This is a genomic window from Helicobacter pylori (genome assembly GCF_030323545.1).
GTDB classification, from domain to species: Bacteria; Campylobacterota; Campylobacteria; order Campylobacterales; family Helicobacteraceae; genus Helicobacter; species Helicobacter pylori_CO.
Genome location: NZ_CP122954.1, coordinates 1,272,208 through 1,287,641 on the forward strand (window position 1 = coordinate 1,272,208; position 15,434 = coordinate 1,287,641).

The window sequence follows — 15,434 nt, forward strand, 5'->3', positions numbered from 1 at the left end:
TCTTTCACTCCGCTACAGGGATAAAAATTTGAGGGTTATCATCGTTTAAAAACGCTAATTTTTCCACTTTAGTGGATAAAAACCACCAAAAGCGCGTGTGCGTGATACACTCTTCAAAAGGCATGAAATGCAAAATGGGATTTCTTAAAGAATTGAGATACATGATAGGATTTCTAATATCGGTTTGAAAAATCTCAATCTTGCGGTTGAATGCGTTGGCTAAATTTTCATAATGATTAACAATCTCGTTTTTATAGCGCTTGTTAGGGTCAAAATCATAGAGCAACAAGCCCAAATCCATTTGCATAGACACATCAAAGATCACTGAAGACATGTCCTCATTAATATCCAAGCTTTCATTCAATACCACCACGCTTTGAGAGGTTTTAGACAAGCCGGAAGTGTTGGTTTTATAAACCGGGGTGGCTGTTTTATACAAGGCTTTTCGGTGTTTTTTAGATAAAAAAAGCTCTCTGCCTACCACGATCAGGCCCATTTTTTTCTGGTGGTCTTCATGGAGTTTTTGGATAAAACTTTTCCCATAAAAATCAAAATTCACTTCAATGCTTTCGGTTTCTAGCGCTAAAAATTTATGGTAAAACTTAGGGCTAGTAGGGTGTAAAACCTGGATATAGAGCTTGTAGCTCTTTAAATGTTTGTGCAAAAACAAGGCTTGATACACATCGCGCATCATCGCTTTTCTGCTCTGCAAGCGCATATCAATATATAAATAAATGCTCTTACCAAAGGGGGCCGGGAACTGCCCCACATTGCTTTTGACCTGAAGATACACCGCGTTTAAAATCTCTGGATTGCCTGCCACTAAGAGAATATCTCGCGGCTGGATAACCAAAGATTTAGTGGAGAGCAACAAAACATCGTTGCGATAAAGCCCTACAATCCTGTATTCTTTTTGCCTGATAGAGCCAATGTGTCTGTAAGCAAAAACGCTCCCAAAAGGCACATCAATCTCCATGATCTCGCCCCTGCCTAACCCAAACTCTCTAGGGGTGCTAGGGATATTAGGCAAACGAGAAATGAATTTATTGGCTAAAACTTCAAATTCATCAATCAAAATGAGCTTTTCATCTTTGTTTTCTTCATTATTTTCTAAAGTTTTTTCACCATCCCTTTTCACGCTCAAAACCACGCGCATGCGTTTGAAATGGGTTTGAATGATTTTATGAATGATGCACTGTTCTTTAAAATCTTGTATGATTAAAAACGCATCGCTCACCTCATCGTTTAACACTTGCAAAAGCCTGAAACTAGAAGTCGCATCAAAACAATGAAAAGCGAAAGTGCTCGGGTAGTTTTTAGGGATAAGGCTCTCATTTTTGACAACCACTATATAAAAATTATGATTAGAATAATGCCTTAGCACCAAGTCTAAAAAATTTTTTGCTACAATGCCATCTAAAATAAGGGCGATTTTTTTCAATTCCAAACTTCCTAAAAAATGATTACGCCATTATATCCAAGATTAAGGCTTAAACGATGGATTTTCAACTCCAAGCGACTGACAATAACGCGCGAGCTGGTCTTTTAAATTTAGCCCATTCTCAAGTGGCAACGCCCGTTTTTATGCCAGTAGGCACGCAAGGCTGCATCAAATCTTTAGACGCTACAGATGCGCAAGAAATTTTAGGCGCTAAACTCATTTTAGCCAACACCTATCACATGTATTTAAGACCGGGTGAGGAAGTGGTTGGACAATTAGGGGGCTTGCATCGTTTCGCTCAATTTCATGGGAGTTTTTTAACCGATAGCGGAGGGTTTCAAGCCTTCAGTTTGAGCGATAATGTTAAGTTGCAAGAAGACGGGATTGTTTTTAAATCCCATATTGATGGGAGCAAGCATTTATTCACGCCCGCTAAAGTTTTAGACATTCAATATTCTTTGAATAGCGATATTATGATGGTTTTAGATGATTTGGTGGGCTTGCCCGCTCCCTTAAAACGCCTTGAAGAATCCATTAAAAGAAGCGCTAAATGGGCGAATCTTAGCCTAGAATACCACAAAGAAAAAAACCGCCCCAACAACAACCTTTTTGCCATTATCCAGGGCGGGACGCATTTGAAAATGCGCAGCCTTAGCGTGGGATTAACGCATAAAGGTTTTGATGGCTATGCTATAGGCGGTTTAGCGGTGGGGGAAAGCACAGATGAAATGCTAGAAACTATCGCGCACACCACCCCCTTGCTCCCCAAAGACAAGCCTCGCTATTTAATGGGCGTAGGCACGCCTGAAAATATCCTAGACGCTATCAGTTTAGGGGTGGATATGTTTGATTGCGTGATGCCCACCAGAAACGCCAGAAACGCCACCCTTTTCACGCATTCTGGCAAAATTTCTATCAAAAACGCGCCCTATAAATGGGATAATACCCCTATTGAAGAAAATTGCACCTGTTATGCTTGCAAACGCTATTCTAAAGCCTATTTGCACCATTTGTTTAGGGCCAAAGAACTCACTTACGCTCGTTTGGCCAGTTTGCACAATTTGCATTTTTATTTAGAGCTGGTTAAAAACGCCAGAAACGCCATTTTAGAAAAGCGGTTTTTGAGTTTTAAAAAAGAATTTTTAGAAAAATACCACTCTCGCTCTCATTGAATGATGGAAGTTTTTCTTCAAATAAGGCTTTAGTTTTTAAGTTTTAATTAAAACAAAACCCTATCTTTGATAAATCTCAGGGTGGGTGCTTTTAAAACGCCTGTGGAACCAAAAATAACTTTCTGGGTGGTTTCTAATCACCTCTTCACACAAACTCGCTTGGGCTTGCGTGCATTCTAAAATATCGCTTTCAGCGTTATCAGTGATTTTAGAGCGGATACTCGGGTAATAGGTCGCTGTGTAATGCGAATAATCGTCATTAAAATCAATGAATACCGGCTGAATGTCTATATTGTAACGGCGCGATAAAATAGAAGCGATCGTGGTGTGCGTAGCGTCTTTATTGAAAAATTTCACCACCACCCCATCTTTAGGCACGACATTTTGATCCACTAAGATCCCCACCAGGCCGTTGCCTTGATTATACATTTTAATGAGTTCTTTCATCGCTCCCACTTTATTGACAAAACGCACCCCAAACGCTTCTCGCCTACTCATAATCATGTGATTGATGGGAGCGAATTTAGTCAAACGCCCCAAACACCCCCTACCATAATCCTTATAATATTGCGCTAAAGTCGTGCCTACCGCTTCCCAATAGCCAAAATGCATGCATAAAGTGATCGCTTGGCCTTCCTTGTTTAAAGACTTCCACACATTCTCTTCATTGATGAGCGTGAAACGAGAGTCGTATTCATCTTTAGGGATAAAGATCACTCTAATGGTTTCTAAAATGATGAAAGCAAAATTTTCATACCCCTTTTTAATGATCCTTTTTTTCTCTTCTTCGCTTTTAGAATCTCCAAACACAAAATCCAAATTGGCTTTAGCGTCAAAATAACGGCGCCTATCAAAGGTTCTCATCAGCCACGCCACAGCTTTAATACACCTTAAAAACCACGAATGGGGCATTTTAGCTAAAATAAACCCTAAAATATTCACTAAAAATTCCACGATAAAAACGCTCAAAATGCGCAATTCTGTTTTAAAACCCTTGTCGTCTTTGTTTAATATTTTTTCGTGTATGAGTCGTTCTTTATAAGTCATTCTTTTTCCTTTAAAATGTTTAAAACGCATTCTTTAATTTTTTTAGGATCTATGTTTTGGATAGAAAAATCCTTTTTATGGTAGTTGGCGTTTGAATTACCGGTGAGCGAAACATTGATCGGGCTTTCTAATTTAAAACGCTCCATGGGCGTGTTGCCATAAAGGGTGATGCTGGGTTTTTGCAACGCCCATGCTAAATGTGTAATACCCGTATCGCCCCCAATAATCAAATCCATTTTAAAGAGCAACGCCTTAACTTCGTTTAAAGTGAGTTTGGGGAGCAATAACACATCGCGCTGGTTTTTTAAAGCGCCATAAAGCGCATTAGCCTTATCTTCATCAGCATGCCATAACAAGCAAATTTGAAAATTTTCTAACGCTAACGCTAACTCTTTAAAACGCTCTATGGGGTAAGTTTTATTGATTTTAGAAGTTTCTAAAACAAAAAGGATTTTTAGCTTGTTTTGATTCAAATTTAACGCATCAATTTTTGGAGAATCTTGGTAAGAAAACACTTTAAATCTAGAGCTTAAGCCCTCTGAAATTTCTTTTTTGGGCAAGTTTAGGGCATGAGATAGGAGCGTGAAATTGCGCTTTAAAATAGATTCACTATAAGCGATAGAAACTTTTTCTGAGTAAAAAAATGCGCTCAAACTCTCCCTAGCCGAAGCGTAATCAAAGCCGACTTTTTTAGGGGCTTTTAACATTTGCGTGATGAGAGCGGATTTGACTAGGCCTTGCATGTCAATGACTATATCGTATTCATAAGCCCTTAAAGATTTAAAAAGTTTGAAAATCTTCAAAGGGTTCAATGTTTTGAGTGCGCTTTTTAAAGCGATGGGGTGTAATTTATCAATATAGGGGGAATGCTCTAAAATCGCGCTAAATCTTTCATCCACGAACCATTCTATTTGAGCGTCAGTGAAACGCTCTTTAATGGCCGCTAAAAATACCGCGCTCACGATAATATCTCCGAGCGCTGAAAGCCTGACAATCGCTATTTTCAAGCAAACTCTATCGTCAAAGGAATGGGCTTAATGAGTTTGGGGAGCATTTCTTTAGCCAAGTAAAGCGTGTCATTAGAATGGATCACAAGCTTGTTTTTTTCTAGCGTGTATTTTAAATGGTGGCTGTCTGTTAGGCACAAATTTTCGGCTAAAGAAAGGATAAAACTCAGCCATTGTAAGGTTAAAAGGCTTGGCATCATCGCGCTCATGTGGGCGATAGCGTTGTCTTTAGGGATTTTTTTATGGCTGAATTGGGCTAATAAGCAAATGATCGCTCTATCCTGGTGGCTAAAGCCATAACTCAAAGCGTTCAAAATAAAATACGCGCTGTGCTTGTGGGCTAAATAGACGCTTAAAATCTTACCCATGCTCGCTAATTCCCCCGCAATCTTTAAGTGGAAAAGGTATTTTTCATCTATTTTATGCAAAGGCGATAGGGCTTCAAACAATTTTACGCATTCTTTTTTGACCTTTTGGCTGTGCTTTTCATGGGGTAAAAAGCGATCTTTTAAAGAGATGAGAGAGGGGTTGATATTGGGGGGGAATTTATGGTAATGGTGGCGCAATAAATCGCTTAAGAACACGCCTTCTCTCACCCCTACGCCGCTGGTGATCATCAAAGAAGTTTTTAAATGCTCCAAAACGACTGATAGAATCAACGCCCCACTCCTGATGCTATCCAAACGTTCTTCATTCACCCCCAAAAGCCGTAATTGATCTTCTTTGAGTGCGACAATCTTTTCAATGAACGCTAAATTTTTATGCACATCTATTTCATAACCATGTAAAGAATCAATGGGGTAATCAAAGCGTTTCATCAATACCTTACTCAACGCCCTGATCGTCCCCCCCACCCCAAAGGCGTTTTTGTGCTTAAAGGGCAGTTTAGAGACCTCTTTTTGGATAAAGGCTTTAGCCAGTTTGACATCTAAGTCTTTGTCTAAAAACACTTCTTTAATGCGAATCGTGCCGACATCAAGCGAAATGAGATCCTTAATCTTGCCTTTTTCAATCAACGCGCACTCCGTGCTACCCCCTCCAATATCTATCGTGATCCCTGAATTTTTATGCAACAAATTCGTGCACGCGATCCCACCATAGAGCGCTTCTTTTTGCCCATCAATGATTTTGATTTGCAAACCGCAAGCCTTTTTCACCCTCGCTACAAACTCTAGCCGATTAGGGGCATCGCGCACCGCTGAGGTCGCCACGCACAAGATTTTTTTGCTTTTGTATTTAAGAGCGATTTCTTTAAATTCGCTCAAGGCTTTAATGGCTCTTTGCATGGGGATTTCTTGTAAAACCCCATTAAACGCATAACAACCCTCTGAAATCCTAACCCTAGACTTAGTCTCAAAAAGCAAGTAAAACCCAAACTGGCTCGTCTTTTTAAAGATAGCCAAACGCACTGAATTAGAGCCTATATCAATCACGGTTGTGATTTTAGCCATTGCTAGCCTTTAATCTTGCTCTTTCAAGCTTTCGTATTTGTATTTCAGTTCCTCTTTGCTCTCTGCATTGTTAGGATCCGGCAAAATCGCATCTACAGGGCATACGCTCACGCAACGAGGCTCATCATCATCATACCCGTAACACTCCGTGCATCTGTCTGGATCAATATTATAAATGGGATCGCCCTCTTCAATCGCCTCACTAGGGCATTCTTCTCTGCAAGCATCGCACGCAATGCATTCATCATTCACCAATAATGACATGACTAACTCCTTTTAAAAAGTTTGAATACGATTTTTACTCTAAATTAGCTTAAAATTCAATCTAAAAAGACTATTTTTTTTTGATTATAAGAATGGGGGCTAATTTCTAGCACGCCTAAAACCCCTAAATCTTTTAAATGGGTGTAATCTGGCTTGTGGGTTTCTACAAACACGCTTAAGCCCAAACGCCAAGAAAATTCTACCATGCCCTTTAAATCTTCTTTCAAAAGCTCTTCGTCTAAAATGACCCCATCAGAGCCTTGAACAAGCGATTCTAAAAGCTGGTAGTGGCTGATGAAAAGATCCTGATGGACAATCAAAGAACTCGCATGGCGGCGCAATAACCCTAAAACTTCTAAATCAAACACGCTTGGTGCACCTATTTCGTATAATCCTTTGAAATTGACAACAACGCATTCTGTGCGGGTGTTTTCTTCCAAAAGCTTTCCTAAAACCTCATCAGGGGTTACAAAAACGCAATCTTTAGTTTGAGGAATGACTCTAGGCAAGTAAGGGTTATACGACAGGCTTTTACCTAACATTTCATAAGAAAGCATGCCCTCTTTTAAGGCCAAGCTTTTTTGTAAATTTTCTAAAATCCCTATTTCTTGCATTCTTGAATAATCTTATTGTGTTCTTTTAATTCAGGTTCGGCTTGGATAGACTCTTTAGCGATGCTAGAAAAGATTTTTTTAGCCTCCAAACAATTCCCTAATTTATAATAACCCCATGCTAAAGAATCCAAATAAAGCACTGAGCCAGAATCCAACGCTAAGGCTTTCCTCACAAAATCCATGCCCCTTTTAATATCCATGTCATAATCTATTAAGGAATACCCTAAAAAATTATAAAAGAAAGCGTCTTGCGCGTCTTCTTTATCTTTAGTTTTAGCGAGCCAAGCTTGGCGCTCTTTGGTGGCTTGCTCTAATTTTTGAATGATAGGCAGCATCTCTTGTTTGGTGAGTTTTTTATTTTTCGCGCTCAAGCTTTCATAATGATAAATCGCCTCTAATCCTAAGAATTTAGGGTCTTTTTTTTCTTGATAGATCAAAGAAGCCTGTTTGGAAGCTTGAGCGAATTTTTTTTGTGCGGTGTATAAGTCTAACAACAAACGCCTATCAAATGGGAATAATTCTGCGATTTGCTGGGCCTTATCAAACTCTTTCAACAAGATTAATACCCCTATGTAAAATTGGGCGTTTTGAACAATAGGGTTTTTTTCATACAAACGAGCGAAAGTCGTTTTAGCCAAATCCAACTCATTAAATTGCGTGAAAGTGTTGAGCGCTTTTTGGCACAATTGCTCTGAGCAACCATACCTGTCTATATGAGATTGCAACAAATCCAAGCCCTCTTTTTTACGATTTTGCAAAAAATAGATCGTAATGAGTTTTTCTAAGCTGTCTTCATCATGCACTTGGTTATAAAACTTATTCAACAACGGGAAAGCCTTATCCAAACGCTTTTGAGTCAAATACAAAGTCCCTAACACATTGTCTGTGGCTATGGTCTTTTCTTCTTTACGGATTTTGTGTAACAATTCAATCGCCTTATCAATCTGCCCCATTTGTGCATAGCCATCCACTAAAATCTTATTGATAGAAACATCGTTACGATTATTGGTGATTTTTTGATAGAGCATGGCTAAATGCATAGCGGTTTTAATATCCCCTAAACTCGCCGCTGAAATGGCCGCTTCTTTAGCATACACCACCTTATTGGTTTGCTTATAGAGATTCATATAGCCTTTTTGAGCGGCAGCAAAATCCCCTCTATGGAAAGCGTCTGAACTCAACAGGATTTGATGATCTTCTGAAAGGGTTTCAGCCTTAAGGCAAGAAAACAGACTAAAAAGCAATATATTTGCTAAAAATCTTTTCTTTGTTTGAATATTCATTATTTTATTTCCTTTTTTGTGTAACTAAAGTGAATTTTAGCGCACTTTAGTTTCTTTGGTTTTTTGTGTGATGCCCGGACAGCTTTGACAAAAAGCTTCCTTTCGCTCTTTAGAGAAAGTTTTCACGCTCTCCCAAAAAGGAAAAGTTTGGCATTGTTTAGGGCGCACGCTATAAATCTGGCATTTTTTCGTCTCCAAATCCAAAAACACGCACGCTAAACCCAACTCTTTAGCGTCTTTTTCTAATAAAGAAAACTTATACCCTACCTTTTTAACGTATTTTTGACTGAATTCTTCTAATTCTAATTTTAAAAAAGCACTAATTTGTTGCATTTCTTGGATATTCAAAAAAATATACCCGTTTTCCCCCACGCAACACTTTGCCCCACAACCCTCGCATGCCTTAGGATTAAAACTGAAATCAAAATCTTGCATTAAACTACCCCTATCCTATTGGAGATCAATACTCACGCTAAATTGCACCAACAGCCCTTCATCATCTTTAGAAATTTTTAAGGGTAATTGGCTTTGAGCGCTCGGTAAATGCTTGTTGATTAAGGTGAAAAAAAGATAGGTTTTTTCTAATTCGCTCGCTCTGGCCATGATAAAAAATTGGGTTTTTTGAAGGGGGTTTTGAGAGAGCAAGGGTTTGATTTTATAAGCGTCAAAACATTTTTTTAAAATCTTTTCTAAAATCCGCCTGGACTCTTCATCATTAAAAATCTTTAATAAGGATTCGCTTGTTTCTTTTTGATTACGATAGTTTGCTAGAGCTGTTTCAAAATGCCTTTGCGCGTATTCTAAAACGCTTTTTTTACGATTTTCTTCTAAAAGGATTTTTTTCAATTCCAGCATGTTAGGCCATAGAAAATACTCGGTATTCAACCAACCAAATAAGGAAAAAACCCCCAAAAAAATGAGGTTTTTAATGATAAACCCCACATCGCCTGATTGCTCTCTGTCCAGGTGCGAAAAATGCAATGGCTTCATTTAATAGACTCCGGGTTTTTTATCAGTAAGGAATTAGAAAAGTTGGTGGAGACAAAATTAAACCACCCGTCGCTTAAGGGGAAAAATTCCGCCCTAGAATAATCAAACATGGGGTTTAGTTTGTTTTGAAACAAAAAATAAAAGGCTTCTTTAGAAGGGGTTTTACCACTAACCACTACGCTTTGCTGGTCTATTTCAATGCTATTAATAGTGATGGAATCCGGCACAATATTTAAAAGCCCTTGCAAAACATCTCGTATATCATCGTTATAATTCAAACGCTTTTTGGCTTCTTTAATGAGTTTTAAGGTTTCATCAGTCTTAACCTGTAAGCGGCTGATTTCATGGCGGTAGAGCTTTTCTTGGATCGTCAAACTGGACGCATTGTATTGAGTGCTTTTAATAGCGTTGTGCATAAACCCCACTAACCCCCCTATTACCACAAAAGATAAAAAAATGTAAAAAACCCAAATTTTAGAAAGCTTGCTGATAAGGTATTTCGCTCTTGGCTCAATATAACTAAAACGCATGCTTTTCATTCTCCATGCGTGCTAAAATGTTCAAGCGCTCCACTAAAGAAAAATCAAGCCTATCCACTTCTATCATCAAAGTTTCTTGCAAATGCATTAACGCTTTTTGGTGGATTTGGCAGCTGTCTAAAACAACCACTTTTTCTATAAAGTCAATCTCTCTAGAATGATAGACGCCACGCAATCCCTCTTGCAAGGCGTTTGCAATCAAAGGGATATTCGTCATGCCTTCAATCAAACTATAAGCGTCCTTATTTTTTTCGCTATTATCCTTACTGCTGTCTAGGCCTATCGCTTCTTCAAGGCTGTCAATATCTTCTTGGATTTCACTCAAAAACAAATCCACAGCCTCATTATCCATTTCCATAGAATCCTCTTCCTTGCTCTCTATAAACTCTTCAGGTTGCTCTTCTAAAAACACGGATTTGGCTAAAAAAATCTCTTTTTTATCCGCAATCAAAAAATAAAATCTTGAACGCTCCAAAAGCAAATACAACAACGGCTTATTTTCTAAATTATCGCGCACAAAATCATAAATAAGGCTAAAAGGCGAAAATAAAAAATCCACATCCTGGATTTTAAAACGCTTGAAATCCTTTAAAAAATCCTTAGATTCCACATAAACGCAATACTTTTGATTGATTGCACAAGCATGATAATCTTGATTTTCTTGTTTGATTTGTTCAAACGCCTGCTTTTCGCATAAAACCTCTTTAGCTTTACTCATCGCGCTGAAATAAGTGTAGGGGTATTTTTGGCTATAAGTTCTGGCGATTTTTAAGGCTTGAATAGGGACTTCACCATTTTTAGTCTCCACTTTAGTCTCAAAAGTTTTAAAAAATTTCTCTTTAATGCGATCGTTTTTGATCCTTATGACTTGAGTGGATAAAAGATTGTGATCCACATTAAAAGAGATATACACTTGAGAGCAAAACCTCTCCTTAAACGCTTTTTTTAACCCCTTAAGCACCCAAACCCCTTTGAGATTCTTCAAATCCAACAGAATCCATGCGCGTTTTTAAATATTCTTTAGCCTTTGAAAGCTCCCATTCTTTAGGGATGATCACAGATTCTAGCATGTAATAATACACTTCGCTAAAAGGCTTAGGGATTTCAAATTGATCCCAAGTGTTCAACCGCCATGCGTTTTTACAAACCACCCGACAAGCGCTAATCCCCACGCCTGATTTTTGAGCTAAAGCGATCACCCCATCCGCTATGCTGTGCCGTGGGCCTTTGGGGCCATCAGGAGTGATAGCGACATCGCAACCTTCTTTCAATCGTTTAAGCCCTTCTATCAAAACCTTAACCCCCCCTTTTTTGCTAGAGCCTCTAATGTTTTTAAAACCAAAGCTTTCAAACAAACCCGCCGCAATAGAGCCGTCAAAATGCTGGCTTGCGATCACATAAACAGAAGGTTTTTGAAGCCTTAAATACGCAAACCCGATCATGCCAAGCTCCCCATGCCAACAGCTTACAATAAAGGGTTTTTCTTTTAAATTTTGAGCTAAAAAATAGCGGTTTTTACAAGTTTTATGCAACAACCAAAGGACTCCAAACGCCAAACGAGGGACAACCTTTAAAACGATATTTTTCCTGAAAAATTTTAAGCTCAATTCTCGCCTTTAAACCCGCTCTTCATTGGTTATTTTGATTAGTTGCCTTTGATGGCCGCTATCAAGCGCCCTTTGGAATGAGAAACAATCTCCACTTTTACAAGCTCGCCCGGATTTCTTTTTTCTTTACACGCTACCTCAATGAATTTCCCCGTATCGCTGCGCCCTTCAAAACCCACGATTTGATTATCCATTTCACGCCTATTTTCCACCAACACCACATGCGTTTTACCCACTTCCAGCTTGGCTTTTTCTTCTAAAATTTCTTTGTGCCTGTTTTGCAACCTCTCTAGCCTCAAAGATGAAACTTCTAAGGGCACTCTTTCCTTCCAAGCTCCCGCTTCAGTGAAAGGGCGTGGGGAATAAATGAAACTATAGAGTGTGTCAAAGCGCACTTTTTCTAGCACTTCCATCGTGTCTTCAAAATCCTTATCGCTCTCATTAGGGAAGCCTACGATAATATCCGTGCTAATGCCCACTTCAGGAACTAACGCTTTTAACCTCTCCACCCTATTTAAAAACCACTCCTTACTATAACCCCTTCGCATCATCTTTAACACCGCGCTAGATCCGCTCTGTAAGGGCATGTGGATACTCTTGCACACTTTAGGGTTTTTGGCAAAGCGCTCTAAAAATGCATCATTCATGTGCAAGGGGTGAGGCGAAGTGAATCGTATCCTTTCAATGCCTTGAATTTCGCTCAATTTATCCAACAAATCGCTAAAATCCACTTTCGCATGATCGCTGCTGAAACGCGCGCCGTAATTATTCACATTCTGCCCTAAAAGCATGAGCTCCTTAGTGCCGTTATTCGCCAATTTCTCGGCTTCTTTTAAAATCAAATCCATAGGGATAGAAATTTCTTTCCCCCTAGTGTGCGGGACAATGCAATAAGTGCATTTCTTATCGCACCCTATAGAGATGTTTAGCAACGATCGGATTTGAGCCTTTTTTTCAAAAAATTCAAACGCATACGCGCTTTCATCATAATCAATCGCCACTTCAACCGCTTTTTCTTTATGGATCACCTGAGAGATTTTAGACACATTCCTAGCCCCTAACACAAAGCTCACGCTCGGGGCTTTTTTCAAAATATCCGCTCCCATGTGGCTTGCAGTGCACCCGCAAACCCCGATTTTGGCGTTGGGTTTTTTGATTTTAGCGAATTGACCGATTTCTGAAAACAATTTCCGTTCAGGCTTTTCGCGCACGCTGCAAGTGTTGATTAAAATCAAATCCGCTGTTTTAGGATCGCTAGTCTCTTTATAGTCTAGTTTGGACAGCTCGCTCAATAAATGCTCGCTATCCCTAGAATTCATGGCACAACCCATGGTTTCAATATAAACTTTCAATACAAGCCTTTAAATAATGTGCAATTCATAAAGAAAATCTTTTTCATCGCTGCTGACCCTCACCTCATCTAAATAAGCCGTATGGCCTTTTTCTTTGAAAAAATCCACCGCTTTGAGCATGTCTTTGTGGGCATTTGTGGGGGCAAAATAGAAAATAGAACGCTTGTCTTCACTGAATTTGTGATACAAATCCTCTAATTCCACGCTCTTGGCGTCTGATTTTCTTGTATTCTTGGCTAAAACTAATTTCATTGACTCTTTCCTTAATTGATTTAGATTTCTCATTTTAACGCATTCTGTCTTTAAAACAAATTAGATCACCCTTTCCCCCCCTAAAAACAAGCGCTCCACTTCTTTAGCATGCAATAAAAATTGCAAAATCGCTTGCTCTTTAGTGAATTTTTCATTAAAACTAAACACGCTCAAATCCGCCCTCTTATTAGCTTCTATCTCGCCATTATTTAAAGCTAAAGCTTTAGCCCCATGCCTAGTCGCTCCTAAAAGAGCGATCTTGGCTAATTCTAATAACGGCATGTTATGAGTGAGCAAGAACGCCCTTAATTCGTCTAAAAGGCTCAGCGAAATGTTAGAACTCAAGCCATCAGTGGCCACGCTCACGCTCAAACCAGCCTCTTTGGTTCTTTCTAAATCCAACGCTTGCCCGCTCAATAGGCGGTTAGAAAAGGGGCATGTGATTAAAAAAGCGTTTTTGACTTGAGATTTAATCCTTTTTAACGCTTCCAAAGAAGCGAACTGGTTATGCACAAACAAAGTGTGCGTGTCTTTAAACATGTCAATGTAATCGTTCGCGCCCTTATAGAGCGATTTGAAATGAGACTCCTTTAAAAAATGCTGGTAAAAATTTTCAAACCACCCTTTAGAGTTTTCTACCCATTCTAATTCTTCAAACGATTCTAAAAAATGCGTAGAAAGCAGGCTTTGTGAATCTTTGGCTAATTGGATCACGCTTAAAGCCATGTCTTTTTGAACCGAATAAGGGGCATGCACCGCAAGAGCGGCTTTAAGCTTTTTATCTTCTAAATCTTTTAACTCTTTAAATTTGGCCTCAAACGCTTTTAGTTTTTCTAAAGAATAGCTACTCCCTAAAAACTCTAAAAACACGACAGCACTCAAGGGGCTTTCTTTTAATAAATTAACTTCTATCAGGTGGTTAGAAATCGCTCCTACGCTCCCCACACCGCTTTTTAATTGCGCACTAATGGCGTTTTGAATAGCCCCTTGGCAATTTTCTAAAATCGCCCCCCCATTGTTTAACACGCTCCCTAACCAGCCAGAAAAACTCCCATAATCAAAACTCGCCTTATTGTTGGAAAATTCAAAATGGGTGTGCGCGTTGATAAAAGCGGGCAATAAAACGGAATTTTCAAAAAACTGCACCTTTAAGTGGGGGTGTTTAAGCGTTAAACTTTGATAATCGCCTATTTCAACAATCTTTTCATCAAAGACTACGCCACAATCTTCTAACACTTCGCATTTTTCATTGCATAAAAAAACTAAAGACGCTCCTATGATTTCTTGCATGCATTCTCCTTAATAAATGTGGTTTGCCCCTTTAAAATCATTCTTTGAACTCCGCCGTATAATTCTAAACCATAAAAGGGCGAATTTTTATTATCAACTCTTGTTTGAGCGTTTAAATCTACGATCATGAGATTGGCTAATTGGTTTTCTTTAACCTCGCCTGCATTGAGTTTTAAAAACCTCGCTTGATTAGTCGCCATGACTTTAATGAGCTGTTGGAAGCTGATAACCTTTTTTTGAACTAAAAAAGTATAAGCCACGCTAAAAGCGTCCTCTATGCTCTCACACCCAAAAGCGCTTTCTTCAAAAAGCTCTGCGCTAGAGTTTTTAAAAACATGAAGGCTTGTGAGCATGGCGATTTCATTATTTTTTAGGGCCTCTTTTAAAGCGTTTTGGCTTTCTTTATCCCTTAAAGGAGGAGCGATTTTAAATCTAGGCTCATAATCTTCATACACGCTCTCATCTAAGATTAAATGGCTTAAGGGCGTTTGGGCTTGCAAACGCGCTCCTAAATCATTAAAGGCTTTGATGAGTTTGAGTGTGGCGATGCTACTCACTTTATCTAAAAGCATAGGGATTTGTAACGCTCTAGAAACTTCCATAAAACGCACCAAGCGCGTGTTTTCAAACGCATTTTCCACAAAATTTTGCCCCAATTCATAGGCTAATGCCCCACTATTTAGGGGTTCAAAAGAATTTTCCAAAGAAATTAAAAGAGGCAAGTTGTAGGATTTAGCGTAGTGGCTGATGAGTTCTAAAAAAGCGTCAGATGGCGCGATTAAAATTTCCCCTCCTTTATTTTTAAGCGTAGCGATGTCGGCTAGTTGGTTGTTTTTAATCGCCATAATATTTTTAATGCCGCTTTGATCGCAATCAAAAACATTGAGCAACCCCACCCCCCCTTTAAAAGCCTTTTGTTTTAAATTTTCATAACCCTCCAAAGCAGTAACGCTCAAATCAATGAAGCTTGGCAGCACGAATAAATTCTTGCACTCAATCACTTCTTCATTTGTGGTAGGGCTTAAGTTATCTTTAATCTCTATAATGAGAGAATCTTTTAAGCGGATATCCGCTCTTTTTAAAACCCCATCATCATAAAACGAAGCGTTTTTTAACAACATCAAA

General features: G+C 39.0%; 17 protein-coding genes. 1 reads left to right on the top strand and 16 read right to left on the bottom strand.

What is annotated here, in order from left to right; genetic code table 11:
* Nucleotides 1-4: 4 nt before the first annotated feature.
* On the bottom strand, nucleotides 5-1,441 hold the full coding sequence (locus tag QAP06_RS06055; protein ID WP_286465446.1) for a COG3400 family protein: 1,437 nt from the start codon (nucleotides 1,439-1,441) through the stop codon (nucleotides 5-7).
* A 56-nt stretch (nucleotides 1,442-1,497) separates the two neighbouring features.
* Between QAP06_RS06055 and tgt the strand changes: the two genes are divergently transcribed.
* Nucleotides 1,498-2,613 (top strand): tRNA guanosine(34) transglycosylase Tgt, encoded by a 1,116-nt coding sequence (tgt, locus tag QAP06_RS06060; RefSeq protein WP_286465448.1) that lies wholly within the window; start codon nucleotides 1,498-1,500, stop codon nucleotides 2,611-2,613.
* 60 nt (nucleotides 2,614-2,673) lie between these two features.
* On the opposite strand, the gene QAP06_RS06065 is transcribed toward tgt, so the two are convergent.
* The 15 genes from QAP06_RS06065 to QAP06_RS06135 are packed head-to-tail and all read right to left on the bottom strand — an operon-like array spanning nucleotide 2,674 to nucleotide 15,430.
* Nucleotides 2,674-3,660 (bottom strand): lipid A biosynthesis lauroyl acyltransferase, encoded by a 987-nt coding sequence (locus QAP06_RS06065; RefSeq protein WP_286465450.1) that lies wholly within the window; start codon nucleotides 3,658-3,660, stop codon nucleotides 2,674-2,676.
* Nucleotides 3,657-4,667 carry a lipopolysaccharide heptosyltransferase I gene (gene waaC / locus QAP06_RS06070; RefSeq protein ID WP_286465451.1) on the bottom strand — a complete coding sequence of 337 codons (1,011 nt, stop codon included), beginning with the start codon at nucleotides 4,665-4,667 and terminating at the stop codon, nucleotides 3,657-3,659. The genes QAP06_RS06065 and waaC overlap by 4 nt, the downstream gene beginning before the upstream one ends.
* Nucleotides 4,664-6,118, bottom strand: coding sequence for a Ppx/GppA family phosphatase (locus tag QAP06_RS06075; protein WP_286465452.1), 1,455 nt, complete (start codon nucleotides 6,116-6,118; stop codon nucleotides 4,664-4,666). Before QAP06_RS06075 ends, waaC begins: the two co-directional genes overlap by 4 nt.
* 9 nt (nucleotides 6,119-6,127) lie before the next feature.
* The gene (locus QAP06_RS06080) at nucleotides 6,128-6,382 is read right to left on the bottom strand and encodes a YfhL family 4Fe-4S dicluster ferredoxin (RefSeq protein ID WP_000055463.1); all 255 of its coding nucleotides are present in this window, start codon (nucleotides 6,380-6,382) and stop codon (nucleotides 6,128-6,130) included.
* Between the two features lie 56 nt (nucleotides 6,383-6,438).
* Entirely contained in the window at nucleotides 6,439-6,996 is a 558-nt protein-coding gene (locus QAP06_RS06085) for a beta/alpha barrel domain-containing protein (protein WP_286465453.1), read from the bottom strand.
* Nucleotides 6,984-8,279 (bottom strand): tetratricopeptide repeat protein, encoded by a 1,296-nt coding sequence (locus QAP06_RS06090; RefSeq protein WP_286465454.1) that lies wholly within the window; start codon nucleotides 8,277-8,279, stop codon nucleotides 6,984-6,986. Before QAP06_RS06090 ends, QAP06_RS06085 begins: the two co-directional genes overlap by 13 nt.
* A 36-nt stretch (nucleotides 8,280-8,315) precedes the next feature.
* Nucleotides 8,316-8,714, bottom strand: coding sequence for a YkgJ family cysteine cluster protein (locus tag QAP06_RS06095; protein WP_286465455.1), 399 nt, complete (start codon nucleotides 8,712-8,714; stop codon nucleotides 8,316-8,318).
* Nucleotides 8,715-8,729: 15 nt separating this feature from the next.
* Nucleotides 8,730-9,269, bottom strand: a complete 540-nt coding sequence (locus tag QAP06_RS06100; RefSeq protein ID WP_021305042.1) for a hypothetical protein — start codon at nucleotides 9,267-9,269, stop codon at nucleotides 8,730-8,732.
* A complete protein-coding gene (locus QAP06_RS06105; protein ID WP_286465457.1) occupies nucleotides 9,266-9,799 on the bottom strand; it encodes a hypothetical protein in 534 nt (177 codons plus the stop codon). Before QAP06_RS06105 ends, QAP06_RS06100 begins: the two co-directional genes overlap by 4 nt.
* Nucleotides 9,789-10,769, bottom strand: coding sequence for a DUF8569 domain-containing protein (locus tag QAP06_RS06110; protein ID WP_286465458.1), 981 nt, complete (start codon nucleotides 10,767-10,769; stop codon nucleotides 9,789-9,791). The genes QAP06_RS06105 and QAP06_RS06110 overlap by 11 nt, the downstream gene beginning before the upstream one ends.
* On the bottom strand, nucleotides 10,762-11,415 hold the full coding sequence (locus QAP06_RS06115; protein ID WP_000053540.1) for a lysophospholipid acyltransferase family protein: 654 nt from the start codon (nucleotides 11,413-11,415) through the stop codon (nucleotides 10,762-10,764). Before QAP06_RS06115 ends, QAP06_RS06110 begins: the two co-directional genes overlap by 8 nt.
* A 38-nt stretch (nucleotides 11,416-11,453) precedes the next feature.
* Nucleotides 11,454-12,767 carry a tRNA (N6-isopentenyl adenosine(37)-C2)-methylthiotransferase MiaB gene (gene miaB, locus QAP06_RS06120; RefSeq protein WP_286465459.1) on the bottom strand — a complete coding sequence of 438 codons (1,314 nt, stop codon included), beginning with the start codon at nucleotides 12,765-12,767 and terminating at the stop codon, nucleotides 11,454-11,456.
* Nucleotides 12,768-12,776: 9 nt separating this feature from the next.
* Nucleotides 12,777-13,019: a nuclease gene (locus QAP06_RS06125; protein ID WP_000780041.1), complete on the bottom strand. Its 243-nt coding sequence runs from the start codon at nucleotides 13,017-13,019 to the stop codon at nucleotides 12,777-12,779.
* Nucleotides 13,020-13,079: 60 nt separating this feature from the next.
* Nucleotides 13,080-14,309 (bottom strand): adenosine deaminase, encoded by a 1,230-nt coding sequence (locus tag QAP06_RS06130; protein WP_286465461.1) that lies wholly within the window; start codon nucleotides 14,307-14,309, stop codon nucleotides 13,080-13,082.
* Nucleotides 14,294-15,430, bottom strand: coding sequence for an amidohydrolase family protein (locus tag QAP06_RS06135; protein WP_286465462.1), 1,137 nt, complete (start codon nucleotides 15,428-15,430; stop codon nucleotides 14,294-14,296). The genes QAP06_RS06130 and QAP06_RS06135 overlap by 16 nt, the downstream gene beginning before the upstream one ends.
* Nucleotides 15,431-15,434 lie beyond the last annotated feature (4 nt).

Bases quoted from the DNA above. Each gene is read 5' to 3' on its own strand.
- QAP06_RS06130 (WP_286465461.1), bottom strand. From the start codon at position 14,309: ATGCAAGAAATCATAGGAGCGTCTTTAGTTTTTTTATGCAATGAAAAA.
- QAP06_RS06080 (WP_000055463.1), bottom strand. From the start codon at position 6,382: ATGTCATTATTGGTGAATGATGAATGCATTGCGTGCGATGCTTGCAGA.
- QAP06_RS06065 (WP_286465450.1), bottom strand. From the start codon at position 3,660: ATGACTTATAAAGAACGACTCATACACGAAAAAATATTAAACAAAGAC.
- QAP06_RS06095 (WP_286465455.1), bottom strand. From the start codon at position 8,714: ATGCAAGATTTTGATTTCAGTTTTAATCCTAAGGCATGCGAGGGTTGT.
- QAP06_RS06135 (WP_286465462.1), bottom strand. From the start codon at position 15,430: ATGTTGTTAAAAAACGCTTCGTTTTATGATGATGGGGTTTTAAAAAGA.
- QAP06_RS06100 (WP_021305042.1), bottom strand. From the start codon at position 9,269: ATGAAGCCATTGCATTTTTCGCACCTGGACAGAGAGCAATCAGGCGAT.
- QAP06_RS06125 (WP_000780041.1), bottom strand. From the start codon at position 13,019: ATGAAATTAGTTTTAGCCAAGAATACAAGAAAATCAGACGCCAAGAGC.
- QAP06_RS06090 (WP_286465454.1), bottom strand. From the start codon at position 8,279: ATGAATATTCAAACAAAGAAAAGATTTTTAGCAAATATATTGCTTTTT.
- QAP06_RS06105 (WP_286465457.1), bottom strand. From the start codon at position 9,799: ATGCGTTTTAGTTATATTGAGCCAAGAGCGAAATACCTTATCAGCAAG.
- QAP06_RS06085 (WP_286465453.1), bottom strand. From the start codon at position 6,996: ATGCAAGAAATAGGGATTTTAGAAAATTTACAAAAAAGCTTGGCCTTA.
- QAP06_RS06075 (WP_286465452.1), bottom strand. From the start codon at position 6,118: ATGGCTAAAATCACAACCGTGATTGATATAGGCTCTAATTCAGTGCGT.
- tgt (WP_286465448.1), top strand. From the start codon at position 1,498: ATGGATTTTCAACTCCAAGCGACTGACAATAACGCGCGAGCTGGTCTT.